Source organism: Pseudomonas sp. 21LCFQ02, assembly GCF_024129895.2.
In the GTDB taxonomy this organism is placed as follows: Bacteria; Pseudomonadota; Gammaproteobacteria; order Pseudomonadales; family Pseudomonadaceae; genus Aquipseudomonas.
The window spans coordinates 3,213,522-3,239,193 of record NZ_CM178749.1 but is presented as its reverse complement, the minus strand read 5'-3'; the positions used below and the strand labels follow the sequence as shown (position 1 = coordinate 3,239,193).

Annotated in this window: 19 protein-coding genes; 8 read left to right on the top strand and 11 right to left on the bottom strand. The window is 61.7% G+C overall.

What is annotated here, in order from left to right; genetic code table 11:
* Positions 1–32: 32 nt before the first annotated feature.
* The 10 genes from NJC40_RS14510 to amaB all read right to left on the bottom strand — a co-directional run bounded on the left by NJC40_RS14510 (position 33) and on the right by amaB (position 15,675).
* Complete coding sequence (locus NJC40_RS14510; protein WP_253140063.1) at positions 33–2,270, bottom strand: ATP-binding protein; 2,238 nt, start codon at positions 2,268–2,270, stop codon at positions 33–35.
* Positions 2,267–2,875, bottom strand: coding sequence for a biliverdin-producing heme oxygenase (locus NJC40_RS14505; protein ID WP_253140062.1), 609 nt, complete (start codon positions 2,873–2,875; stop codon positions 2,267–2,269). Before NJC40_RS14505 ends, NJC40_RS14510 begins: the two co-directional genes overlap by 4 nt.
* 146 nt (positions 2,876–3,021) lie before the next feature.
* Entirely contained in the window at positions 3,022–4,134 is a 1,113-nt protein-coding gene (locus NJC40_RS14500) for a transaldolase family protein (protein ID WP_253140061.1), read from the bottom strand.
* A gap of 792 nt (positions 4,135–4,926) precedes the next feature.
* The gene (locus tag NJC40_RS14495) at positions 4,927–7,386 is read right to left on the bottom strand and encodes a TonB-dependent siderophore receptor (protein ID WP_253140060.1); all 2,460 of its coding nucleotides are present in this window, start codon (positions 7,384–7,386) and stop codon (positions 4,927–4,929) included.
* 148 nt (positions 7,387–7,534) lie between these two features.
* Positions 7,535–8,758, bottom strand: a complete 1,224-nt coding sequence (locus tag NJC40_RS14490; RefSeq protein WP_492180330.1) for an RNA-guided endonuclease InsQ/TnpB family protein — start codon at positions 8,756–8,758, stop codon at positions 7,535–7,537.
* A 269-nt stretch (positions 8,759–9,027) separates the two neighbouring features.
* The gene (locus tag NJC40_RS14485) at positions 9,028–9,972 is read right to left on the bottom strand and encodes a FecR domain-containing protein (protein ID WP_253140058.1); all 945 of its coding nucleotides are present in this window, start codon (positions 9,970–9,972) and stop codon (positions 9,028–9,030) included.
* Positions 9,969–10,487: a sigma-70 family RNA polymerase sigma factor gene (locus NJC40_RS14480; protein ID WP_045489172.1), complete on the bottom strand. Its 519-nt coding sequence runs from the start codon at positions 10,485–10,487 to the stop codon at positions 9,969–9,971. The genes NJC40_RS14485 and NJC40_RS14480 overlap by 4 nt, the downstream gene beginning before the upstream one ends.
* Before the next feature lie 508 nt (positions 10,488–10,995).
* On the bottom strand, positions 10,996–12,396 hold the full coding sequence (locus NJC40_RS14475; protein WP_253140057.1) for an amino acid permease: 1,401 nt from the start codon (positions 12,394–12,396) through the stop codon (positions 10,996–10,998).
* Positions 12,397–12,654: 258 nt separating this feature from the next.
* Positions 12,655–13,947 carry an L-pipecolate oxidase gene (amaA, locus tag NJC40_RS14470; RefSeq protein ID WP_253117908.1) on the bottom strand — a complete coding sequence of 431 codons (1,293 nt, stop codon included), beginning with the start codon at positions 13,945–13,947 and terminating at the stop codon, positions 12,655–12,657.
* 234 nt (positions 13,948–14,181) lie between these two features.
* Entirely contained in the window at positions 14,182–15,675 is a 1,494-nt protein-coding gene (gene amaB, locus NJC40_RS14465; protein WP_253140056.1) for an L-piperidine-6-carboxylate dehydrogenase, read from the bottom strand.
* Between the two features lie 213 nt (positions 15,676–15,888).
* Between amaB and NJC40_RS14460 the strand changes: the two genes are divergently transcribed.
* The 3 genes from NJC40_RS14460 (at position 15,889) to hglS (ending at position 19,683) form a co-directional block, all read left to right on the top strand.
* Entirely contained in the window at positions 15,889–16,788 is a 900-nt protein-coding gene (locus NJC40_RS14460; protein ID WP_045489166.1) for a LysR family transcriptional regulator, read from the top strand.
* Positions 16,789–16,985: 197 nt separating this feature from the next.
* The gene (locus tag NJC40_RS14455) at positions 16,986–18,236 is read left to right on the top strand and encodes a 2-aminoadipate transaminase (protein ID WP_045489163.1); all 1,251 of its coding nucleotides are present in this window, start codon (positions 16,986–16,988) and stop codon (positions 18,234–18,236) included.
* Between the two features lie 46 nt (positions 18,237–18,282).
* Positions 18,283–19,683 carry a 2-oxoadipate dioxygenase/decarboxylase HglS gene (gene hglS, locus NJC40_RS14450; protein ID WP_253140055.1) on the top strand — a complete coding sequence of 467 codons (1,401 nt, stop codon included), beginning with the start codon at positions 18,283–18,285 and terminating at the stop codon, positions 19,681–19,683.
* A 123-nt stretch (positions 19,684–19,806) separates the two neighbouring features.
* On the opposite strand, the gene NJC40_RS14445 is transcribed toward hglS, so the two are convergent.
* Positions 19,807–20,979 carry a Bcr/CflA family multidrug efflux MFS transporter gene (locus NJC40_RS14445; RefSeq protein ID WP_253140054.1) on the bottom strand — a complete coding sequence of 391 codons (1,173 nt, stop codon included), beginning with the start codon at positions 20,977–20,979 and terminating at the stop codon, positions 19,807–19,809.
* Between the two features lie 168 nt (positions 20,980–21,147).
* Between NJC40_RS14445 and NJC40_RS14440 the strand changes: the two genes are divergently transcribed.
* From NJC40_RS14440 to NJC40_RS14420, 5 genes are all read left to right on the top strand, one after another.
* The gene (locus NJC40_RS14440) at positions 21,148–21,807 is read left to right on the top strand and encodes a helix-turn-helix transcriptional regulator (protein ID WP_045489161.1); all 660 of its coding nucleotides are present in this window, start codon (positions 21,148–21,150) and stop codon (positions 21,805–21,807) included.
* Positions 21,808–21,890: 83 nt separating this feature from the next.
* Complete coding sequence (locus NJC40_RS14435) at positions 21,891–22,715, top strand: molybdenum cofactor biosynthesis F family protein (protein ID WP_045489159.1); 825 nt, start codon at positions 21,891–21,893, stop codon at positions 22,713–22,715.
* Positions 22,708–23,496: an SDR family NAD(P)-dependent oxidoreductase gene (locus NJC40_RS14430; RefSeq protein WP_045489156.1), complete on the top strand. Its 789-nt coding sequence runs from the start codon at positions 22,708–22,710 to the stop codon at positions 23,494–23,496. Before NJC40_RS14435 ends, NJC40_RS14430 begins: the two co-directional genes overlap by 8 nt.
* Entirely contained in the window at positions 23,496–24,257 is a 762-nt protein-coding gene (locus NJC40_RS14425; RefSeq protein ID WP_253117914.1) for an SDR family oxidoreductase, read from the top strand. The genes NJC40_RS14430 and NJC40_RS14425 overlap by 1 nt, the downstream gene beginning before the upstream one ends.
* A 105-nt stretch (positions 24,258–24,362) precedes the next feature.
* Positions 24,363–25,661 carry an NAD(P)/FAD-dependent oxidoreductase gene (locus NJC40_RS14420; RefSeq protein ID WP_253140053.1) on the top strand — a complete coding sequence of 433 codons (1,299 nt, stop codon included), beginning with the start codon at positions 24,363–24,365 and terminating at the stop codon, positions 25,659–25,661.
* Positions 25,662–25,672: the final 11 nt, after the last annotated feature.

The window sequence follows — 25,672 nt, the reverse complement described above, 5'->3', positions numbered from 1 at the left end:
ATCAAAATCTACGGCAACGGTGCCTTTTGTGGCTACACCGCTACTGGCATGCTGAAACGGAACACGCTGCCCTGGCCTACTTCGCTTTCGGCGCTCAGTGTGCCGCCGTGGGCTTTGACGATGCCTTGGGAGATGTACAACCCAAGCCCGGTGCCGGTGGGGTTGTTGTCTTTGAGGGTCCAGTAGCGGTCGAAGATGAACGGCAGTTGCTCGGGTGCAATTCCCTCGCCGCAGTCACGTACGCAAAACAGTACGCGCTCGCCATCCGCTTCGGCGCTGACGCTGATCTGACCCTGCATCGGGGTGAATTTGATGGCGTTGCCGATCAGGTTGGACAGCACCTGAAACAGCCGCTCGGGATCGGCATGGACCCTGAGCTGCTCGCCGGGGCTGAACACCAGGTCAATGCCCTTGTCCAGCGCCAGGGGCGCCAGCAGGGTATAGGCCTCGTCGAAGATCTGGGTGACCTCCAGAGGCCTGGGCGCAATGGTGTAGCGCCCGGCTTCGATCTTGGAAGTGTCGAGCAAGTCTTCGAGCAACACGTTCATGCGGCTGGCAGCCTGTTGCATGGTATCGATCGCCGACGAAATACGCCGCGAGGTATGCGGGCCATCCGAGCTGAATGACTTTTGCATCATGCCGCAAAGCATCGAAATCACGGTCATCGGGTTACGCAGGTCATGCGACACCACAGCGACCAGGTCGTCTCTGGCGCGCACCGCCTGCTGTTCACGGCGCACCTGACGGGCCAGGTCGTCTTCCAGTGCCGAGCGGCGCAGGTCATTGGCGGCAAACAGGTCACCATGACTCCAGCGGCTGGCAATGCCCGTCATCTCCACTTTCCAGATCTCGAACGAGGTGCGCGGGCGCAGGCGCAGGCCGGCTTCGGAGTCGACCATGTCCAGCGGCTTCTCAGGGTTGCCGCTCCATGGGATGCTTTCCTTGACCTCCTGGCGAAACCACAGCACGCCGTTGTCGATCGGCTTGGGCAGGCTCATGGCCAGAACCCCGCTGGCCGACTTCTGGTAAGCCTCGGCCGGCGGATAGACGCTGGACAGGTGATGGCTGGAGAATACCGGCTCGTTACGCTTCATCAACCAGGCGTGCAGCAGGCGGATCTGCTCAGGCGTTGGGCAGTTGCCAAAGCAGTGCAACTGATTGCCCTCAAGGATCGCCACCCCGCTCGCGTCGACCAGTTGCATCAGTAACTCAGGCTGCGCGGCCAGGCCGTCGAATACGTCGTCCTGCGCCGCCACCATGGACTCGTTGAGCAAGGCAAGGGTCTGCAACTTGGCATCACGCTGACGATTGACCTCCAGCGCTTCCATGGCGCTGATCTGCAACGACAGCACCTGGCCCAGGGTCTGGCAGGCGATGCGCAGCTCATGAGGCACGTAAAGCGGTGTGCGATGACCACAGGTGATCAAGCCCCAGAGCTTGTCGCCCTTGAGCAGCGACACACTCATGGACGACAGCACCCCCATATTGCGCATGTATTCGCAATGAATCGGCGAAACACTGCGCAGTGTGGCAAAACTCATGTCCAGCGGCTGGCCGGTGTCGGGGCGCAGACGCGGCAACAGTTCGACCGCCTGATAGTCGGCATCGGGGATGATCCGCAACCAATTGCGCCGATACAGCTCGCGAGCCTGCTCGGGAATGTCAGAGGCCGGGAAAAACAGGCCGTTGTACAGTTCCATGTCCGGCGAGGATGCCTCGGCGATGACCTGGCCGTGGCCTTGCTCCTCGAACCGGTAGACCAGCACCCGATCGTAACCGGTGAGTTTCTGGATTTCGCGCACGCTGGCTTCATACAACGCCTGCAAGGTCGGCGCCGCCTGCAGATTACGGAGCATGCGCCCCAGATTACCGGTCAGGGCCTTGTCGTTGGCAACCAGCACGTTGCTATCCTGGCATTCCAGTTCAAGTACCAGCACGCCATCGTGACGGTGCAGCAACGCTTCGAATTCCCGACCGTTGTTGGTCAATAACAGGCGCGGTGCATCGCTGAAACTCTGTGCGCTGCGGGCCTGGGCAATCAATGTCGCCTGGGCCTCACCCAACAGGCAGGCCAGAGGCTGGCCCAGCACCTGCTCGGGGCGCTGACCGAGCAGCGACTCGATATTCGCGCTGACCTGCAACAACACAAGGTCCGGCTCAGTCAGGGTCAGCAGCACGCCATGCGGCTGAATCGCGCCGGGGAACTGGATGGGTTCGCTGGCGCAGTTGCTCAGCAAGCGTTCAAAGACACTGCGGTCGGGATGACTCATGAAAGGATCTCTTGGCAATCAAGCCATTGCTCGAAACAGGCAAAGGTGGATTCGGCAGCCAGCGCGGCAGCCTGCAAGAATTGCGCATCGGTGGGTTGCTCGTCGAGCAGGCTCAGATAAGCCTTCCAGCGCCGCCCGGTGTCACGGCCATAGACATCAAGAAACGCCGCGCCACTGTGTTCATCCAGCCCCAGGCGCGCATGCATCTCGCGGCGCAGTACTTGGCCTCCCAGGGTTGCCCCCTCCAGCACATACAGCACCCCCAGAACGCTGGCCGGGCTGTCAATGGCAGGCAGGCGAGTACAGAGCGCCAGCCTGTGCGGCTGGTCGACAGCCAGGGCTTGCAGGTCACGCAGCAGCGTCGGGACTTTCAGGCGCTCGCCCAGATCCAGCCCGGCCGGCAGCCAGGCACAGCCCAGCAAGGCAGCTTCGAGCGGCTGATAGAAGCCATAATAGGCCTGAATCAGGCGCGTATAGAGCGAGAGATCAAGACGGGCTGAAAAAAACGGCATGCGTTTTTCCAGCCCGGAGTGCATCTGGCCGGTCTGCGCCCGCAGTGCAGCAAGCACCGAAGGCAAGGCCTGGCAGAGGGGAGTTGCCGACATCCGGTAAGGCTCTCTGAGAATTGGACTGCGAAACGCATCCCAGCGACATAAACCGCCACAATACAGACTCAAGCGTTTGATCGACAGGGTTTTTGTGCCGATCGGTCGATCCCGTCACGCGCTATCTCAAGAGCCTGCGCGCGCCGCTAACAGTTATGCACATCGGCAGTTCTGTCCGGAGAATGAACGTCAGCCAACAGCGGCGGATTCAGCTGCCGCGCAAACCCCAGTAACCGGGTGTAGGCACGCAGGCTTTTGCCGATCGCCTGCAGATAGACCGGATGACGGGCAAAACAGGCGCTTGCGAGGGTGTCGCGACCCCAGACCTGACAAAAGCCGGGAATTTTCAGCAGGCGCTCCATGACCTCCGCGGGCACTGGCGTATCCGGATCATGGCGGGCAGTCGCGACCGCACCACAATGAGCAATCAGGCTTTCGAGTTGCTGTTCGCCGACACTGTGTAACAGGCCGCCTCGCTTACCCGGTTCGGCTTGACAAGCCAGCGGTGCCCATTGCGAGAAAGAACCGAAACCGCACACCATCAGCCGCGTGGATTCGCCCTGACCGCGCAGCGCCGCCTGCAACGCCCGGTACAGGGCCACTTCAGCCCAGCGCTGCTCCTGAGACGATAACTCAATGCCCACCATGGCCGCCTGGGCGACAAACTCGGGATGTTCCATCACACCGGCAGGCAGCACGCTGATCAGGTGACGGGTGCGCTCCAGGTTGACCCCCTGGATCATCGCGCGTTGCCGACCGCGGTTGATCGCTGCCAGCCCGGCCTGCACCTGAGCCACGCTGAAGCACAGGCTGGCGTTGATCGCATGCCCGCTCGCGACCAGTTCTTCTATGACCTCACAGCCCTCTTCACTCAGTGGCACGCTGACCATGATGTTGGGCATCAGGTTGGCCAGTTCCCGGGCTCGTCTGAGCATGCTCGCAGCGCTGTAAATTTCGCTTGGCTCAATCTCGACCACCATCCAGCCGCGGACAGCGCGGCTGGCTTTCCAGGTTTCGAACAACAACCCGGCACCTTCATGTAAGGCATGCTCATAAAGGGTGCGGTGAACAGGCCCGGTCATGGTCACCCGTCCCCATTGTCGGGCGCGCCGTGCCCAATGCTGCGGATTGGCTTTCAGACTCTGGGTGATCGATGCCAGGCTGGTCATCGCCCCGGCCAGCCCGACATCAGCGCACGCAAAACCCACAGGCAACAAGGTATCGACGCATTCGCGCGCACATGGGTAAGTTTTGAGCATTCGCGCCTTGAACAAAGGATAGCTGCTCGGTGAACCCGCCCACCAATAGGCAGGGGGTGTGGCGCCACGGTTTGAAAAGTCCACAAGGCTATGCTGTTCCATGCATATTCTCTTTAGGTACATGCGGAAGAAAACGACAGCACTCTGCAGTGCCATACACCTAAAACTCTCGCGCCCCATAAACGGGCAGCGAACCAGGTTGATGTACGAAAAGTCAGCGGGCGAAGGACAGGCACGGCAAAAACCGGCGAGCAACGGTCACGGTCGATGTTACTGGCGCCAATGAGCATCGCGATCGGACTCGCGCACGAGCCGCTCTTGGCAGCGCATGGTCGAGCGCAGGCCGTTTTCGTACAACACCCAATCAAAGGCAGACAAACAAACTTAATCTGTCCGACATCGCGTTAGACGACACCGGCATGAATTATTATGTGAGAGAGAGAAACAGCAGCGGCCACTGAAATTGCATGGCGTCATTCTTTCTTCAACATCGTGAAGTGGCGTTGGACTCCGTCGTTCAGGGAATGTCCTACAAGCCCCCTGAGCGTTCCTGACCAGCAGTAACGCGAAGTAAGAATGTAGAAATGTTACAACACTGTCAATTAGTTTCGGGTTAAGTTACTAAAACAAGTCGCCCGCCAAGCGTAACTTCCGGACACTCATGACAATTTTATTTCAGCACCTCTTATTCAATGAGCCTACTTATCCCGCTTTCGATCACACCTTAAAAAAGGCCACCCCCTCGATTGAAGGAAATGACCTCTATTTGAGTGAAACTTTTAAACCGAGTAACTAGAACGTACCGCGCAACGTCACCTCCAGGCTGCGTGGCTCGCCCCAGTAGTACCCGGTGGCCGTGGCACCGATCTTCTTGTAGTACTCTTTGTCGAACAAGTTGTTGGCGTTGACCTGTACCGAGTAGTGATCATTGAAGCGATAGCTGGCCATTGCACTGTATATCGCGTAACCGCTCTGAGTAGCCGTTGCTGCACCACTGCGCGAATAGATATCACTCTGCGCGCGAACCCCGCCACCAATGGTCAGATCCGACCAGGCGCCTGGCAGGCGATAGCTGGTGAACAGCTTGAGCATGCGCTTGGGGTCGGTAGAGCGCAGGACATTACCGGTGTTGCTCACCGTGTCTTTAAGAAACTCCGTGCTGGTGTAGGTGTAGCCGCCGGAAACCTGCCAGCCTGGCAGCACCTCGCCGGACACCTCAATCTCGAAGCCGTCGCTGCGGCTCTTGCCGCTGGCCGCCTGGCAATAGCCATTGGGGTACAACGGCGGGCACGGGTTAGGCCCGGAGATGTCGTCCAGCGCCTTGCCAACCTGGTTGATACGAAACAGCGCCAGCGAGGTGTTCAGCCGCCCCTCGTAGAACTCACCCTTGATGCCCATCTCGTAAGCTTCGCCGGTCACCGGATCAAGCACCGACCCGGTTGCGTCAGTTGCACTCTGCGGGCTGAAAATCTCGGTGTAGCTGCCATACAGGCTGAAATTTTCATTCAGGTCGTAGATCAGCGCCGCGTAAGGCACGACCTCCTGATTCACGCTGTAGTCGCCAGTGGCGCTGGTCGACTGATCATAGTCCCACCAGTTGATCCGGGCGCCGACAATGGCGGTCAGCGGATCGGCCAGGGAAATGCGCCAGGTCGCATGTGCGCCCTCCTGAGTGGTGCGGGTCAGCACCGGACGGGCGCTGATGTTGATGACCGGCTCCGGCAGGAGGGTGCTCGGGTTCCAGGTGCGCACATCGACATTGGTCAGGTTGGGCATGAAGTTGGTGGCCGATGCGGTCGAGTCGTTTCTGATCCGCTCCACGCCGAGCAGCAACTCGTGCTGACGCCCGAACAGACTGAACGGACCATTGAGCGTGGCGCCGAGGTGGCTCTGCTCGCTTTCCCCCCCATCGCCTTCAGTGGTCTGCACATTGACCAGATACGGGTTGGTGGTACTGGCCCTGGAAATATAGGTCTGTTTGAAACCGTGATCGTCCAGCCGGAAATGGGTGCGGGTGCCGGACAGTTTCAGGCTCCAGTCGTTGGCGAACATGTGCTCCAGCTCGACGAACGTTTGCAGGTTGCTGCGGTTCCAGCGGTTCCAGTTGGTCCCCAGATAGGTGCTGCGCGACAGGTCCAGGGGTTTGCCACTGAAGTCCGCCGGCAGGCCGCCCCAGGCACCGGTAGCGTCCAGTTCGGTGTACTCGATGCCGGTGGTCAGGGTGGTGCTGTCGGTAAGGTCGGCAGCCAGCACGCCATAGAGCACATTCTTGCGCTCCATCCGGGTGTCCTGAAACATGTCGCGGTCATCGTGCACTGCGATCATCCGGCCGCGAATGCCACCGCCTTCGTTCAGCGGCCCGGACACATCCAGCACGTAGCGCTGGGCATCCCAGGAGCCGGCGGTCACGCTGGCCGAACCCTGGAATTCACGGGTCGGGCGCTTGCGCACCATGTTCACCGTGCCTGACGGGTTACCCGAACCACGCAACATACCGGTGGCGCCGCGCAGCACTTCAATGTGATCAACCAGCGCTGAATCGCTTTGAATAAACGACCCGCCACCACTGCCCTGCACCACCGTGGCGCCGTCGAACTGAATCGCGTCGATCTGGTAGCCGCGCGAGTAATAGTTGACCCGCTCGCTGTCGAACAGGTCCACCACCACACCGGGGGTCTGCTCCAGCACCGCGGTCAGGCTGGTCAGGTTCTGGTCTTGCAGGCGCTGGCTGGTCAGTACCGTGACCGATTGCGGGGTACGCCGCAGAGTCTGCGGCGCCTTGCCGATGCTCACCGCGCCGGTGGTGTAAGAACCGGAGTTCTCGGTCACGCTGCCCAGGCCACTACTCATAACGCTGGTGGCCCCCAGCTCGATAGCGCCATCGGCGACGCCAACAGGTCGCGGGATAAGCACGTAACTACCGTTGCCCTGTGCCACGACCTGAAAGTTGCTACCGGCCAGCAAAGTGACGAAGCCTTGCTGCACGCTGTAAGTCCCGCGCAGGCCGTTTGAAGTCTTGCCTTGCAACTGCCCGGCATCGAAAGAAATCGCCGCACCGGCCGAAGCGGCAAAACGGCTCAGGACCTCGGTCAGGCTGCCGGCCGGAATGTCATAACTGCGCACACTGCCCTGGGTCGCGGCATCGTCGGCCACGGCATGCAGTGAGGGCATCAGGCAGGCGCTTCCCAGGCCGAACAGACAAACGCGAATGGCAATGCTCAAGGTGGTGCGGATGGGCAAGCAAGGTTTCATGTATCCCCTCCCCCGGGGTGTGTAATGACCAATATCGAAGGGATAGCCGAACGGGATACAGGTTTGATGCAAAGACGATGCATTTTTATTTACTTGATTGGCGCATTGACATCCTCCCCGGCCTGAAGGCCGGAGATTCCTACGGCGCTCAGGCGCGGCATCGAGCCGCCCCCGAGTCGCTTCGGTGGGTTCCTGCTGCTGGCGCCATGACCTCTGCGCTCACTTCACAGGCTAACCGGGCGTGTCCCGCCCTTAGTACATTGATCGCGCCGACCACATCGGCGTTGCCTTCAAAACCACATCCCACGCACCTGAACAGCGCTTGCGTCTGGCGGTTGGCCGCCGACACATGGCCGCAACACGGGCACGTGCGGCTGGTATCTCGCGGCGGCACGGCAATCAGCCAGCCGCCGCGCCACGCCAGCTTGTAGTCCAGTTGGCGACGGAACTCGAACCAGCCCTGATCGAGGATGGCCCTGTTCAGGCCAGACTTGGCCCGAACGTTTCTTCCCGGCGCCTCGGCCGTACCTGCCGCCGACCTGGACATATTGCGTACCTGCAAGTCTTCGATACACACCATCGCGTGGTTTTGGCTGATCGTGGTGGAGCACTTGTGCAGGTAGTCGCGGCGGGCATTGCCGATGCGCGAGTGAATGCGCTGGACGCGGGCTTTCGCCTTGTTCCAGTTGCGGCTGAATCTGACCTTGCGGCTCATCGCCTGCTGCGCTTTGCACAGCGCGGTTTCATGGCGTTTGAAGCTGTTGAGGGGTGCGTAGAACGAGCCATCCGAAAGCGTGGCGAAGCGGGCAATGCCCATGTCGATGCCGACTGCCGCACCCTGTGCCGTGGGCTGCTCATCGATCTGTCGTTCGGTCTGGATGCTCACGAACCACTTGCCACACGACTGGCTCACGGTGATGTTCTTCACCGTGCCAGGCACCTCGCGGCTGTTGCGGTAGCGCAGCCAGCCCAGCTTTGGCAGAAACAGGCGGCTGTTGGTCTGGTCGAGCTTGATCTGTTTCGGGTCGGGATAGCGCAAGCTGTTGTTCTGCCCCTTCTTCTTGAACCGGGGAAAGTCGGCTCGCTTGGCGAAGAAATTGGTGTAGGCCCGGTCCAGATCCTTGAGGCTCTGTTGCAACGGGTGAACAGGCGCATCGGTCAGCCATGCGGTTTGCGGGCTATGGCGCCACTCGGTCAGCAACTTGCACAGGCCCGCATAGCCGAGCTTGTTCTCGCCTTGCTCGTGACGTTCCTTCTGCAACGCCAGCGCCTTGTTGAAGACGAAGCGACAGGAGCCGGCAAAGAGGCGCATTTGCCGCTCCTGGTGGCCGTCTGGCATGAGTTCGTACTTGAAGGCTTGAAGTCGTTGCATGCTGCTCTTGAGCCATGAGCAATGAAGACGCCATTAGGCGTGGACGGCACGGTGTTTTCAAGGTGCATGCCCATGGGGTCTTTGTAACGAAAGATCGCCGTAGAAGGGCATCTGTGTCGCCGTGTTACTGCGCATCATCCTGTAGCGGTGCGTACACCGAACAGCAGCAGACACCCCACGGCAACCAGGGACGGCTACGCCGTCCGCGCTATCCTTCCCCGCCCTGAACGGCGGGGCTTGTCGCGCCCAGATGGTCATACCCGACTGTTTCAGGCGCGGGTGACGGTGACCCACAGGGCGGTATGGCGCACTACTTTCAGACCCAGACCACTCTCCAGAGCGGCCAGCGCGACATCGGTATTGGCCAGTGGAAAGGCGCCGCTGACCTTGAGGTCCTTGAGGCCCGGATCGCAGCGCAGCCAGCCATGCCGGTAACGCGCCAGCTCCTCAAGCAATTCGCCCAGCGGCTGGTTGATGGCAATCAGGCTGCCGTACTCCCAGGCCGCTGTGGCGGCGCTACTGGCCTGGGCGATACCCATGCGGGCCGAATCAAAATCAATCTGCTGCCCCGCCTCCAGGGTCTGTGCCCGCAGGTCTTGGGGCAACTGCACGGCAACCCGATTGCGCAGCACCGCGACCCGGCTCAACGACTCAAGGGTCCGCACCGTGAAACGCCCTTCACTGGCCAGGACCCGGCCATGGGGCGTCTGCACCCACAAGGGCCGGCCCAGCGGGTCAGGCGAAACGTTGACCAGCACTTCTCCGGAACGCAGGGTCAGCTTGCGCTGCTGCGCGTTGAAATCCACGTCCAGCGCGGTCGCGGTATTGAGCTTGAGAACGCTGCCATCAGCCAATTGCACATCACGCTGCTCGCCCACCCCGGTGCGATAGTCAGCCAACAGTTGCCCGCCCATATCGCTGCGCCAACCCGCGACGGCGAAACCGCCAGCGGCGCCCAGCAGCAGCACGCTGCGCAACACCTGGCGCCGCGACTGCCCCCCACGCAGCACCGGCACAACCAGTTGCCCCGGCACCCGGGCAAACTGTGAGCTGACCGACTCGACGCGCTGCCAGGCCTGGCGGTGCAAGGGGTCGGCGTCGTGCCAGCACTGCCAGGCGCGCTGCTCGCGCTCAGTATCCTGGCCGGATGCCAGGCGTGCATACCATTGCGCCGCGGCGCGGATGGCTTCGCGTTCGTTGGCTGAGGGGCTCATGAAAAATGCTGCATCTGCATCAGGCAGCAATGCTCCATGGCTTTGGCCATGTGGTTGTTGACAGTGCGTAGCGAAATGCCAAGGCGCTCGGCAATGGCGGCGTAGGTCAGGCCTTCGCACTGCGACAGCAGGAACGTTTGTTTGACCGTGCTGCCCAGGCCATCGAGCATGCGGTCGATTTCGCCCAGGGTCTCGATAATCACCGCCTGGTCTTCCAGCGACGGCTGTTCGCTTTCCGGCACGCTGGCCAGCCATTGCAAGTAGCTTTGTTCCAGGGCGCGGCGACGAAACAGGTCGATGACCAGCCCACGGGCGACGGTGGACAGGTAATGCCGGGGTTCGCGGATCTGCAATGCGGTGCGGGCTTTGAGCAGCCGCACGAAGGTGTCCTGGGCGAGGTCTGCCGCATCGCTGCGGCTACCCAGGCGCATGCGTAGCCAGCCCTGTAACCAAGAGTGATGCTCGGTATACAGGTGCTGGACAGCAGCGTTGAGGGATGGCGGGTCGGCAGACATGGGACATTACAAGTCGGAAATGAAAGTGATTATCAGATACGACCGTAAAGAATTGCAACCTTCAGTTGTCGGATGACATGAGCGGGGCGGTGTGCGGGGCGCCGTAGGAGCGGCTTTAGCCGCGAATTGGCCTTTAGATTGGTGCATGGGTCTTTGCCGCTGTTGTCTATTCGTCAGGTTCCGCCCTTACGGCGGGTCACTTTCGCCCAAAAGTAGACCGTCGCTGCTCCTGGCTTGGGTCCGCCCTGCGGGCGAACTACCCTCCGTCCGGCATCGATTTGGGGGCCGGCGCGATGGGCGTCCTGCCCAGCGCACCTGCTCCTTATAGAAAGAGCAGCGGCTTCCCTGCCGGCTTTCCCACCAAATCGACACCTGCGTTCGGCCAGCGCCAAAGTCGCTATTTGCGTCGTCTGTGCCATCTCTGTTCGAAGAGCAAGATCAACGGCAACAGCAACAGCAACGCCGTAACAGACTGAATGTGCCACATAAACCCAGCCTTTATAAAAACTCAGTTCCCCGCCCCGCCCTGCTGCGCATACACGTTGACCGCTGGCTTGCGCCGTACAAATGCGATCAACAGAATCGTCCCGGTTACCGCGGCGGTCAGCAGGGTTTCGTAGCGATAGCTCGGGCTGACCAGCATGTAGCCCAGCACCAGCGTGATCAGGCCGATGACGAACCAGGTCAGCCAGGGGAACAGCCACATTTTGAACTCGATCGCAGTGCCTTCCCTGACCATGATTGCGCGCATGCGCAGTTGGGAAATGGCGATCACCAGGTACACCAGCAAGGCGATGGCGCCGGTGGTGGACAGCAGGAAGCCGAATACCTGGCCCGGAAAGGCGTAGTTGACGAAGCAGCCCACGAAGCCGGCCAGGGTCGACAGCAGCACAGCGATGGTCGGTACGCCGCTGCCGGACACCCGGCGCACCGGCTCCGGCGCTTCGCCACGGGCGGCCAGCGAGTAAAGCATCCTTGAGGCGGTATACAGCCCCGAGTTCATGCAACTGGTCACCGCCACGAACACCACGATGTCGACCACCAGCTTGGCACCTGGCACGTTCAGCACTTCCAGCACGCGCTGGAACGAGCCGACCTTGACCAGTTGCGGGTCGTTCCAGGCCACCAGAGAAACGATGAAGAAGATCGAGAAGAGGTAGAAAATCGCAATCCGGTAGACCACCAGGTTGGTCGCGCGGCGGATCTTTTCCTTGGGGTTGGCGGTTTCATCGGCGGCGATGGTGACGATCTCGGCACCAAAGAACGAGAAGATGGTCACCAGCACACCACCGAGCACCGCGCCAAAGCCATTGGGCATGAAGCCGCCGCTGTTCCACAGGTGCTGCACACCCGAGACCTCGGCCAGCGGCCAGAAGCCCAGCACGGCGGCCGAACATACAGCGATGAACGCGAGGATCGCCACGACCTTGACCAGCGCGAACCAGTATTCGAACTCGCCGAAGTTTTTCACGCTGATCAGGTTGGTGGCCGACAGCACGATCATGATCAAAAAGGCCAACGCCCAGGACGGTATCGAAGGCATCCAGGCGTGCAGGATGTCAGCGCCGGCAATCGCTTCCACCGGAATGATCAGCACCCAGAACCACCAGTACAACCAGCCAATGGTAAAGCCTGCCCGTGGACCGATGGCGCGCGCGGCGTAGGTCGAGAATGAACCGCTGTCCGGGTTGGCGATGGCCATTTCGCCGAGCATACGCATCACCAGCAGGACCAGCGTACCGGCGATCAGGTAGGAAATCAGGATCGCGGGACCTGCCTTGGCGATGGCATTGGAGGAGCCGATAAACAGTCCCGCGCCGATGATCCCGGCGATGGAAATCATTGATACCTGACGTGAAGTCAGGCCGTGCTTGAGTGAGCGGTGCTCGTTTTTCTTGTCTGTAGCCATGGGTGTCCCTCAAGGTCAACGCCATCTTGCGGGCAGCACGAGGCCGCGCCTCAAAACGACGTTATGGAGATTTATTGTTGTATGGCCGGGTTGTGAGTGCCCAAAACCAGCCTTTGAAAAACGTTGGCGAGGCAGCCAGTGCAATACCGACGGCGGCCCCACAAAAACGAGCGAGCAAGCGGAGTTGACTAGTGGTCAATGAGCATTGTGAGCCCGTTTTTAACGTAGCAATGGCAACGCAGGTAGTTTTTCAATCGCTCAGAGCACTACACGCAAGCATTGCCCTGCGTGATACAGGGTAAAACCCGCCTCATAACCCAGACTGCGCAGACCATTACCGGTCGCAGGCGCACTGGTGGAAAACGACACCGGCAAGGCCTTGGCATCGTTGCCACTGAGCAGGTAATCGGCGAAGCATTTGCCCACCAGCGTGCCGGTGGTCACGCCCCGGCCGTTGAAGCCGGTCGCGGCCAGCAACCCCGGTGCCGGTTCCAGCAGGCGCAGCAGATGGTCAGGGGTGAAGCCGATCCGGCCGGTCCAGGTGCATTCCCACTCGACCTTGTTGCCCAGTTGCGGGAAGTAGTGCTGCTGGATCCGGTCGGCCCATTGGCGGATGAACCACAGCGGGTAGTGACCGGCATTGCCCAGGCTGCCCAGGATCAGACGTCCGTGTGCATCGCGGCGAATGCTGCTCAGCACGGTTCGGGTGTCCCAGGAGCCCTGACCGCCCTTGAGGATTTCGGCCTGTTCGGCGCCTGACAGCGGCACCGATGCCACTTGGTAGTAGTAGCCGGCAAAGATGTGATCCTTGACCTCGGTCCACTGCCCCTCGGTGTAGGCGTTGGAGGCGATAATCACCTGCTCGGCGCGCACGCTGCCCCGCTCGGTGGTCACCTGCCAGCCATCGGCAGTACGCTTGAGGCCGGTCACCGGCGACTCGCCGTACAGCTCGCCGCCGTTGTTGACCACATTGACTGCCATGCCCGAGGCATAAGCCATGGGGTTGACCGTACCGGCACGATGGTCAAGCACGGCGCCGGCGACCTTGTCAGTACCGCAGGCGTCTGCACAGGCCTTGCCGGTCAGCAGTTCAACCGGCGCGCCACGCCGCTGCCACTGCTCGACCCGGCTGCGCAGGTCCGCCAGGCCCTTGGCGTTGTGCGCCATGTGCAGGGTGCCGGTGCGGGTGTCCTGGCAATCGATGCCGTACTTGTCGATGGTCGCGAACACCAGTGCCGGGGCTGCGCCCAACGCGGTGTTCAGCCGGGTCGCCTCGGCAGTACCGAGGACCTTTTCCAGTTCATCGGGAGCGACCCAGGTGCCGGCATTGACCAGACCGACATTGCGCCCGGAACCACCATGGCCGACCTGATGGGCCTCGACGATCACCACCGACTTGCCGCCTTCAAGCAATTGCAGGGCAGCGGACAGACCGGTAAAGCCGGCACCGATGATGCACACCTGGGCACTGCGCTCGCCAATCAATGGCGGATGAATCGGGCGCTGTGGGGTGAGTTGTTCCCAGAGACACCCTTGTTGTAATTGCGCCATTCAAGAACTCCAGAACGATGGCTGGAAAAAGCACGAATCAGGTGATCGATTTCGTGGCTGGAACAAATTGTCGCCCGGCCGCGCCTGCGGGCCCGGCGAGATACTGTAGGAGCGAGCTCGCTCGCGAAGAGGCCGGTAGAGTCACAGCATAGGGTGTGGTTTTACCGGTCCTTTCGCGACCAAGGTCGCTCCTGCAAGGCAGGAGCGGCGTTAGCCGCGAACAGCCAGCACCTGTCAATCAAACACGATGCCTTGGGCCAGCGGCAGTTCGCGGGAGTAGTTGACCGTGTTGGTCTGGCGGCGCATGTAGCCTTTCCAGGCATCGGAGCCGGACTCGCGGCCGCCACCGGTTTCTTTCTCGCCACCGAACGCGCCGCCGATTTCTGCACCGCTGGTGCCGATGTTGACGTTGGCAATGCCGCAGTCGCTGCCGGCCGCGCTCTGGAAGGCTTCGGCTTCGCGAATGTCGGTGGTGAAGATGCACGACGACAGGCCTTGCGGCACCTCGTTGTTCAGGCGCAGCGCTTCTTCAAACTCGTCATAGGCCAGCACGTAAAGGATCGGTGCGAAGGTCTCGTGAAGCACCACATCGCTTTGCCCAGGCATTTCAGCGATGGCCGGAGTGACGTAGTAGCCGTTCGGAAATTGCTCGGCCAGTTGCCGCTCGCCGCCGAACACCTGGCCGCCTTCGTCGCGAGCCTTGGTCAGCGCGTCTTGCATGGCGGTAAAAGCCTGTTTGTCGATCAGCGGGCCGATCAGGTTGCCTTCACGCGGGTCACCGATCCGGACTTTGCCGTACGCAGCTTTGACCCGAGCCACCACCTCGTCCTTGATCGAGCGATGCACGATCAGGCGGCGCAGCGTGGTACAACGCTGGCCGGCGGTGCCGACGGCGCTGAACAGGATGCCGCGCACGGCCAGGTCCAGGTCGGCACTCGGCGCCAGGATCATCGCGTTGTTGCCACCCAGCTCAAGAATGCTGCGCCCAAAACGTGCCGCGACACGCGGGCCGACTTCACGGCCCATGCGGGTGCTGCCGGTGGCGCTGACCAGTGGTACGCGCGGGTCATCGACCAGTACCTCGCCGGCCTCACGGTCACCAATGATCAACTGCGCCAGGCCTTCAGGGGCATCGCTGCCAAAGATTTTCAGGGCTTTGTCGAACAGCGCCTGGGAAGCCAGGGCGGTCAACGGGGTTTTCTCGGACGGTTTCCACAGCACGGCGTTACCGGCTACCAGCGCCAGGGCGGTGTTCCAGGCCCAGACCGCGACCGGGAAGTTAAAGGCGCTGATCACCCCCACCACACCCAGCGGGTGCCAGGTTTCACGCATGTGGTGACCAGGGCGCTCGGAGGCGATGGTCAGACCGTACAGTTGACGCGACAGGCCAACGGCGAAGTCGCAGATGTCGATCATTTCCTGCACTTCACCCAGACCTTCCTGAGTGATCTTGCCAGCCTCGATCGATACCAGCTCGCCCAGCTCGGCTTTGTGCTCACGCAGCACTTCACCAAAAATACGCACCAGCTCGCCACGGCGTGGGGCCGGAACGCTGCGCCATTTGAGGAAGGCTTGATGGGCGCTCTGCACACGGGCAGCGACCTGTTCCTTGCTCTCCAGGGTGACGGCACCGATCTGGCTGCCATCGATGGGGGTGTAGACGGCATGGTTGCCGCCCGTATAAGCACTCTTGTCTACGCCCAGGCTTTCCAACAGTTTGGCAACCACTTTTATTCTCCTGCGTCTATACGGGTTCAAAACATTGATGCCGGTCAGTATTGACCTGCATCGGCCAGCCCCACAAACGACGATTTAGAAAAACATGATTCCGTTTTGGAATGTATCAAGCGCATCAGCGTGCAGGCTCGACGACGTTCCAATACCAGCATAGGCTCTGTAGTTTTTTTCTCGACCTCTATCGATCCTGGCAGGAATCTCCCGATGTCCAAGCGACTGATGCCTTCGACCACCGCCCTGCAATGCTTTGAGGCCGCCGCCCGGCATCTGAGCTTTACTCGCGCCGCCCAGGAGCTGCACCTGACCCAGAGCGCAGTCAGCAAACAGGTCGCGCAACTTGAAGAGATGCTCTGCCATCCGCTATTCCAGCGCATCCGCCGCCGCCTGCACCTGACCCCGGCCGGCGAGTTGTACATGACCGAGGTGAACAAGATCCTCACCCAGGTCGATATCTCCAGCCGCTACATCCTCACCTATGGCGGTGAAACCGAAGTCTTGAAAATCGCCACCCAGCCAACCTTCGGCGATCGCTGGCTGGTGCCCAACCTCAAGGGTTTCAGCGCCATGAATCCAGGCATTCACCTGGACATCCGCAGCGAGCTGGAGCCCTTCGATCTGGTCCGGGCCAAGGCCGACGTGGCGTTCTTCTTCGGCCAGGGCACCTGGCCTGGCGCCACCTGCATCGAGTTGTTCAAGGAACAGGTGGTGCCGGTCTGCGCGCCAGAAATCATGGCCCGTCACGTATTCGAGAACGCCGAGGCGCTGAGCGGGCATATCCTGCTGCAATGCACCTCGCGCCCCGAAGCCTGGCATGAGTGGTTTCTGGAGCAGGACCTGCACTCGCACAACAGCTACCACGGACCGCGCTTCGACACCTTCTATATGTGCATCCGGGCCGCCCAGGCCGGCTGCGGCATTGCCTTGGTGCCACGGTATCTGGTCAACGAAGAACTGGCCGAGGGCAAGCTGGTGATTCCGTGGAATCATCCATTGCAAAGCGACGGCTCGCATTTTCTTGCGCACGCCGAACATGCCGCACAAGTCCCCAAGGTCAAAGCGTTTGTGGAATGGATCAAGGGGCGCCTGAGCCAGACCAACGCCTGATTCCTGCTACCCGGCACAACGCCACATCCAGAATTAATGGAATGACACGGCGATTTTATTTCGTTTGCGGGGGGCACCGGTTGTTCGTTTAGATAGTGCAAAACGTCCACCCCTCAGGATGCCCCCATGCCTCTGCCGACCGGCCCGTGTGCCTTTGCTTCGCAACCTTTGCCCTGCCGTGTAGCGGGGTGCCGTCCATGAGCCGCGAGAACATCAGCCAGTCGATCTCGGCGGTGCATCCGATCACCCTGTCCCACGGCCGTAACGCTGAAGTCTGGGACACTGCGGGCAAACGCTACATCGACTTCATGGGCGGCATCGGCGTACTCAACCTGGGGCACTGCAACCCGGCGGTGGTCAGGGCCATCCAGGCCCAGGCCGAAAAGCTCACCCACTATGCCTTCAATGCCGTGCCCCATGACCCGTATATCCAGTTCATGGACCGCCTGGAAGCCTTCATGCCGGTCAGCTACCCACTCAGTGGCATGCTCACCAACAGCGGTGCGGAAGCGGCGGAAAATGCCCTGAAGATCGTCCGGGGCGCGACCGGTCGTACTGCGGTGATCGCTTTCGATGGCGGCTTTCACGGTCGGACTCTGGCAACCCTGAACCTCAACGGCAAGGTCGCGCCTTACAAGCAACGCATCGGCGTGCTGCCGGGCCCGGTGTTTCATGTGCCCTACCCGAGCAAGGACACCGGGGTGACCACCGAGCAAGCGCTCAAGGCCATCGAGCGGCTGTTCAGCGTCGAGATCGACGTTAACGAGGTTGGCTGTTTCATCGTCGAGCCGGTACAGGGCGAAGGCGGCTTCCTGGCGCTTGAGCCGGAGTTCGCCGTGGCGCTGCGCGCGCTGTGCGACCAGCACGGCATTGTGTTGATCGCCGACGAAATCCAGTCCGGTTTTGGGCGCACCGGCCAACGCTTCGGTTTTACCCGGCTGGGCATCGAGCCGGATCTGATCTTGCTGGGTAAAAGCATCGCTGGCGGCATTCCGCTGGGCGCAGTAGTCGGTCGCAAGACGCTGCTCGACACCCTGCCTAAAGGCGGCTTGGGCGGCACCTATTCGGGCAACCCGATCGGCTGTGCGGCAGGCATCGCTTCGCTGGCGCAGATGAGCGATGACAATCTCGCCCACTGGGGTCAGCGTCAGGAAAAGGCCATCGTCAACCGTTACCGGCACTGGCAGGAAACCCGCCTGTCGCCCTATCTGGGGCGTCTGACCGGAGTGGGTTGCATGCGCGGCATCGAGCTGATGACCCCGCAAGGCAACCCGGCCACAGGGCAACTGGCGCAACTGCTGGGCAGCGCCCGGGATGCCGGCCTGCTGCTGATGCCCAGCGGCAAGTCGCGGCACATCATCCGCCTGCTGCCACCACTGACCACCGAGCCCGAGATTCTTGAACAGGGCCTGGATATTTTCGAGCGCTGCCTGGCCGCGCTGGACTGAAAAGACACCGTTGATTGACTGGAAATTGTTCGGAGAACCGATCCAGATGAGCACTGCAAGCTTCGCCAATCGCGACCAGATTCGCGCCGGCTTTTCCCGCGCCATGTCCCACATGTATCAGCAAGAAGTCCCGCTGTACGGCACCTTGATGGAACTGGTCGCCGAAACCAACGAGGGCGTGTTCAAGCACAGCCCGCAGGTGCTCGACAGCCTGAACAAAACCGGCGAGATCGAACGCCTGGACATGGAACGTCATGGCGCGATTCGCGTCGGTACACCACTGGAACTGGCCACCCTGGCACGACTGTTTGCGGTGATGGGCATGCAGCCGGTGGGTTACTACGACCTGACTCCGGCCGGCGTGCCGGTGCACTCCACGGCGTTTCGCGCGGTCCATGAAGACTCGCTGCAGGTCAGCCCATTCCGGGTGTTCACTTCGCTGCTGCGCCTGGAACTGATCGACAACGCCGCGCTGCGCGCCTTCGCCGAACAAGTACTGGCCAAGCGCTCGATCTTCACCCCACGGGTGCTGGAGCTGATTGAGCAAAGCGAGCGTGATGGCGGACTCAACCAGGCCGACGCCGACGAGTTCATCGAACAGGCGCTGGAGACCTTCCGCTGGCACAACACCGCCACGGTGTCGCTGGCCGAGTACCAGCAACTGCTGGCCCAGCACCGGTTGATTGCCGATGTGGTGGCCTTCCGTGGCCCGCACATCAACCACCTGACCCCGCGCACGCTGGACATCGATACGGTGCAAAGCAACATGCCGCTGCGCGGCATTACCCCCAAGGCGGTGGTCGAAGGCCCGCCACGGCGCCAGCATCCGATCCTGCTGCGCCAGACCAGCTTCAAGGCGCTGCAAGAGCCGATCACCTTTGTCGGCCAGGGCGCCAATGAATCGGGCAGCCACTCGGCGCGCTTTGGCGAGATCGAACAACGTGGCGCAGCGTTGACCCCCAAAGGCCGGGCCTTGTATGACCAATTGCTCAACACGGCCCGCGAGCAGTTGGGGGAATTTCCCAACGAAGCCAACGCGGTACGTTACGCCGAACTGCTGGAAGCGGTATTCAAGGACTTCCCGGACGACCTGCAGGCAATGCGTCAGCAGGGCCTGGCCTACTTCCGTTACTTGCCGACCGATAAAGGCATCGCCGCGCGCAGCAGCGAGCTGCCGCTCAAGGATCTGGAAGCCCTGATCGAGGCGGGCCACATCGACTTCGAGCCGCTGGTTTATGAAGACTTCCTGCCGGTCAGCGCTGCCGGGATCTTCCAGTCCAACCTCGGTGACGATGCGCAGTCGCACTACAACGCCAGCTCCAACCAGCAGCAGTTCCAGCACGACCTGGGCCGCGAAACCATCAACGAGTTGCAACTGTACGCCGACACCCAGCGCCGCTCGTTGCTGGAGTGCTCGAATCAGTTGCGTGTGCCGCCGTTAGTTTGAGGTCATTGATAGCAAAGTGATCAGTTAGACCGGCGCCGCACTCCCCGTAGGAGCAGCTTTAGCTGCGAAGGCTTCGCAGCTAAAGCTGCTCCTACAGGGGTACCCACTCCAAAGCGATGGAAACTAATTGCGGCTGCGGGCAAAGCGCAGCGCCAGCCACGAACCGAGGCCGCAAGCGCCCATGATCAGGCACATCGGCAAGGGGCTGGCGTCATACAGCAGGCCCACCAGGGCGCTGCTGAGCATCCCCAGGCCGAACTGGCCTGATATCGCCAATCCCGCCACCGCCCCGGCCTGGCGGGGATACACCGCCAGCAGGCTGGCCAAGCAATTGGCACCCAGCAACCCAGTGACACTGACGTACAGCAACACCCCCACCACTACCGCCGGCAAACCACCCCAGCCACTGGCCCCGACCAGCAGTAACAACACTGCGGCCAGCGCCGCCACGGCACTGCCCGCGTTGAGCAATGGCCCCGGCCCCAGCCGCCTGACCAGCCGCGCATTGATCAGCGTGGTGACGATGATGCCGAAGATATTCAGGGCAAACAGCCAGCCGTAAGCCAGCGGCGAAACGCCGAAATAGTCGATGTACACGAACGGCGATGCTGTGATGAAGGCAAACATGCCAGCAAAGCACAGCCCCATGCACAGGCTGTAGCCGATCACCAACGGCTGTACTGCCATGTGGGCGTAGGCACGAAGTGCCTGGCCCAGCGACTCGCCACGTTTGTGCGGTGCCAGGGTTTCGGGGATTTTCCAGGCCACCGCGATCAGGCACACAGCGGCAAAGCCGATCAGCGCCGCGAACAGCGAGCGCCAGCCGGCCAGCAGCATCAGGTAACCGCCAAGCAACGGTGCCGCCAGCGTTGCCAGCATGGTCACCAGATGCATCAGTGACAGCACCCGGGCCGCCTCCTCCAGAGCAAACAGATCACGTACGATGGCTCGCGCCAGCACCGCCGCCGCCGCGCCACCCAGGGCCTGGACAAAGCGCCAGACCAGCAACTGCTCGACAGCCGACGCCAGCGCGCAACCGACACTGGCCAGCAGGTACAGCACGATACCGCCCAGCAACAGCCGCCGACGTCCGAAGCGATCCGACAGCGGGCCGTACACGAGCATGCCCAGACACAGACCGCCGAGAAACACCCCAATGGTCATCTGCACCTGCGCTTCGCTGGCCTGCAAATCATTGGCAATGGCGGGCAGGCTCGGCAGGTACATATCGATAGACAGTGGGCCGAATGCGACCAGCATGGCCAAGAGGACAATCAGACGTTGCGGGGCGGGCATCGCAAGCTCCAAAGGGTCGACAGACATCGAGTGTGCAGGCTGAAAAGCCATCGTTAACAAGTTAACCACCAACCCGGAACAATTCAATCGCTGGCAGTCACAGACAAGACCTGGACGCACTGCGTGACAATACTGAGCAGCCATTGGGCAAAGACGCAGGTTGTGGTGATGCTCGACAGCAATCAATTGGCCCGGCACTGCCTGAGTGCCTTCACTCATCAGGTCCCCGCCGCACTGGCGGCCTTCTACCGGATCGACGCCGGGCTACTGGCCTGCGACTTCCAGTTACAGGGCATGCAGGCGTCGATGCATGACGCCTACCTTGAGCACTATCGCTGGCTCGACCCTCTGCAACCGAAACTCTGCGCTGCCATCGACCAGCCGGTGATTGCTCTACGCGACGGGCTGGCGCATCAAGACCCGGGCAGCAGCCAGGAATATCGCCGGTTTCTGCAGCGCCATCAGGTGGTGGATGTGGTCGAGGTCATCGCTCACCTCGGCGGCCGTCCGGCGTTGGGCGTGTCATTGCTGCGCTGCCGGGGCCAGCAGCCATTCCAGCCTGATGAGCTGCACAGCCTGCTGGCCTTACACGGGCTGATGCAAATGGCTGCCGCCGGCTTGCAGACAGCGCCGCCAACAGACCGCCTGCAAACGCTGACCGCTCGTGAACGGCAAATCGCCCTGTTGTTGCAGGACGGCGCCAGCAACAAACAACTGGCCCGCCAGCTCGACCTGGGCCTGCCCACGGTCAAGACCCACCTGATCAACCTGTTTCGCAAGGTCGGGGTCAGCAGCCGTACCGAGCTGGTCAGCCGGCTGTTTCTATAGCCGGTTCAACCATCTGGTTGATACCGCTCAGGCGCGCCGCGCCGCACCATCGTGCTCATCACTCACAACACGAGCACACCCCGATGAGCAAGCAGTCCGACTGGATCACCGTAGGCGCCCTGGCCGACGGTTTTGCCCCCGAGTCTTTCATTTTGCCGAACCTGGCCGATCTGGCAGACCGGCGCTTCGAGCTGAACTTTGCCAATGGCTGGCAGATCAGCCATCGCTTCGATGCCCAACAGGTGCACTGGCAGGCCGCCGATGGCCACAGCAGCGGCAGCGCAGCCTATCGCGCCACGTCACTGCGTGCCGGCATTTATCTGGTGGATTTCGTTAAACACGAAGCCGGCCAGGCCTGGTCGATCAGCCTGGTGCTCGACACACTCAACAGCGCCTTCACGGCCGTCATCGGCCGCCTGCCCGGCGAGGCCCAGACCCATGAAGGTCTTTATCATCGTGCCCTGGCCGGCCAGCCACTGACCGGTGTCCAGGTCGAGTTCCTGCACGGCAGCCTGGACCAGCCCTGGCAAGACGGCGCCTGCCCGCATGCGCCAACCGAGGAACTGGTCGGCCTGCGCAACCTGTACCGCTACAGCCCCACGGAAGTTTACGAGCATGTCTATCTGAACCGCGACTACTACAGCTGGCAGTGCCTGCGCGGGGTGGAACAGGGCCTGTGCGACACCGACCGGGCCCACTACTACAAACTCGCCGAACAACTCTACCTGTTCGTCTGGCGCGAGAAGATCGTGCCGACCCTGGGCCTGATCGTCATCGATCTGCAACAGCACCGCAGCGACGGCAAGATCTTCGGCTATGCCGGTGACGGCTTCGAAGAGCTGAGCAATTTTCCGGTGGCCTCCTACTGCCGCGTATTGAATGTCACCGAGTACGACAGCGATGAGTAAGACCGTACTGATTACCGGCGCCGGCACCGGAATCGGTGAAGCCTGCGCCCGTCGCCTGGCGGTCGACGGCGCCAATCTGGTGCTGGTCGGCCGGCGCCGCGAGCCACTGGAGCGGGTCGCGGCCCAGACCGGCGGCCTGGTGTTGGTCGGCGACGCCGCCTGTGCCGACACCTGGGCCGAATTCATCGAGCAGGTTCGCGAGCGCTTTGGCGGCCTTGATGCCCTGCTCACCTGCGCAGGCGGGCATGGCCTGGGCAGCGCTACCGAAACCAGCAGCGCAGACTGGCAGGCGGCGCTGCGCAGCAATCTGGACAGCGCCTTTTTCAGCGCCCAGGCCTGCCTGCCGCTGCTGATCGAGCGGCGCGGCAGCATCGTACTGCTGGGCTCCATCGCCTCCTTGGCCGCAGGCCCACAAGTGTGCGGCTACACCACCGCCAAACACGCGCTGCTGGGCCTGAACCGCTCACTGGCAAAGGACTACGGCCCGCTGGGTGTACGGGTCAACTGCGTGTGCCCCGGCTGGGTGCGCACGCCCATGGCCGATGCCGAGATGCAGCCACTGATGGCGCATTACGCAGAAGACCTGGACGCCGCTTATGCACGGGTCACCGCCGCGGTGCCGTTGCGCAGGCCCGCGCTGCCCGACGAAATCGCCAACCTGTGCCGGTTTCTGATCAGCACTGAGGCCAGCATCGTCACTGGCGCTACCCTGGTCGCCGATGGCGGATCGAGCATTGTCGACGTGCCCACCCTGGCCTTTGAACAACTGGAAGGTGCCTGATGCTGGATTTCAACGGACAAACCGTACTGGTGACCGGCGGCGCCCAAGGCATTGGCCGGGGTATCGTCGAGGCATTCAGCGAGCGTGGTGCCAGGGTGCTGATCGCCGACCTGAACCTGCCTGAAGCCCAAGCCCTGGCCAGCGAGCTGAGTCGGCTCAATCGGGATGTGCAGGCGGTGGGCATCGATCTGGCCGACCGAGACGCGATCAATGCCATGATCGGCGACCTGTCGCGCCTCGATGTACTGGTGCACAACGCCGGTTACTTTCCACTGACGCCGCTGGAACAGATCACCCCGGCCATTTTGCAACGGACTCTGGACGTCAACCTGGCAGCGTTGTTCTGGCTGACCCAGGCCGCCTTGCCGCTGTTCAGGCAGCAAGGTCGCGGCAACCTGCTGGTGACGTCTTCGGTGACCGGCCCGCGAGTGGCGTTTCCGGGCCTGAGTCACTACGCCGCCAGCAAGGCCGGGGTCAACGGCTTCATCCGCAGCGCCGCGCTGGAACTGGCGCCGCTGGGGGTGCGGGTCAATGGCGTGGAACCGGGCATGATCGCCACCCCGGCGATGGGCAACCTGGGCGATCCTGGCCTCAGCCAGCGCATCGCCCAAGGCGTGCCGCTGGGCCGTCTCGGGCAACCGGCGGACATCGCCGGGGCGATGCTCTACCTGGCTTCGGAGCTGGCAGCCTATGTCACCGGCCAGACGATTATTGTCGATGGCGGTGCCACCCTGCCGGAGACCCTCGCCTCGCTCACTTGAGACTGGCAGTGCCGAACAAGTCCGGCGGCACACAAAGGCAAGACGACATGCGGCGACCGGGCGTTTAATGAAGCAACTGACAAGAATCATGAGCCGGTCGCCACCATGATCAATATCGAAACGCCCACGTACTACTCAGCAACCAAAAAGTACAATTTGAGTTTTGCGACCCTGGAGGAGGACATAGACGCCGATGTCGCGGTCATCGGCGGCGGCTTCTCCGGGATCAACACCGCGCTGGAGCTGGCCGAGAAAGGCATCACCAACATCGTGGTGCTCGAAGCCCGCTACCTGGGTTTCGGCGGCACCGGGCGCAACGGTGGGCAGATCATGGCCGGCATCGGCCACGACCTGGAGAAGATCCGCAACAGCGTCGGAGAAAGCGGCATCCGCGAGATCTTCGAGATCAGCGAGCTGGGCGCCGGCATCATCAAAGAGCGTATCGCCCGCTATAACATCGACGCCGACTTCAGCCATGGCTATGGCTACATGGGCTTCAACAAACGTCAGGAACAGACCCTGCGCAACTGGGAGCGCGACTTCAAGTCGATCAACAGCAAAGACGAGATTCGCTTTCTGGCAGGCTCCGAAGTCAAACAGATCATCGGCTCCGACGTTTACAGCAGTGCCCTGCTGCACATGGGCGGTGGCCATGTGCACTCGCTGAACCTGCTGCTTGGCGAGGCCAAGGCCCTGAGCGAGCTGGGCGTGCGGATCTTTGAACACAGCCCGGCGCTGGAGGTGCAATACGGCGAGCGCATCACTGTGCGCACCGGCCGTGGCTCGGTCAAGGCCAGCAAACTGCTCTGGGCTTGCGACAGTTTCCTCAACAAGCTCGAACCGCAGTTGCACTGCAAGACCATCAATACGTACGCATTCCAGATGGTGACCGAGCCGCTGCCGGAAGAACTGATCCAGCGCATCAGCCCGATTCGGGGTGCCTACAGCGATATCCGGCCGGTGATCGATTACTACCGGGTGACCCGCGAAAACCGCTTGCTGTTCGGTTCTGCCACCCCGTTTGTCGAGCATATCCCCAATGACCTCAAAGCCTGGAACCGGCGCCTGATGCTCAAGGTGTTCCCGTACCTCAAAGACGTGAAAATCGACCTGGCCTGGGGCGGCCCGATGGCCACCGGCGCCACCTTGTTCCCGCAACTGGGCACCCTCAATGGCCGGCGCAACGTGTTCTATGTGCAGGGCTATTCAGGCTTTGGCGTCACCCCCAGCCACATCATTTGCAAGATCCTTGCTGAAGGCATGAGCGAAGGCTCGGCGCGCTATGAGCTGCTCAGTTCAGTGCGCCACCCCAACATCATCGGCAAAGACCAGATCCGCCCGCTGCTGCTCAGCGGCGGCAAGACCTTTCACCAGTTGTCCGGCTACTTCAATGGTCGCCGCTGATTTCATTCCAT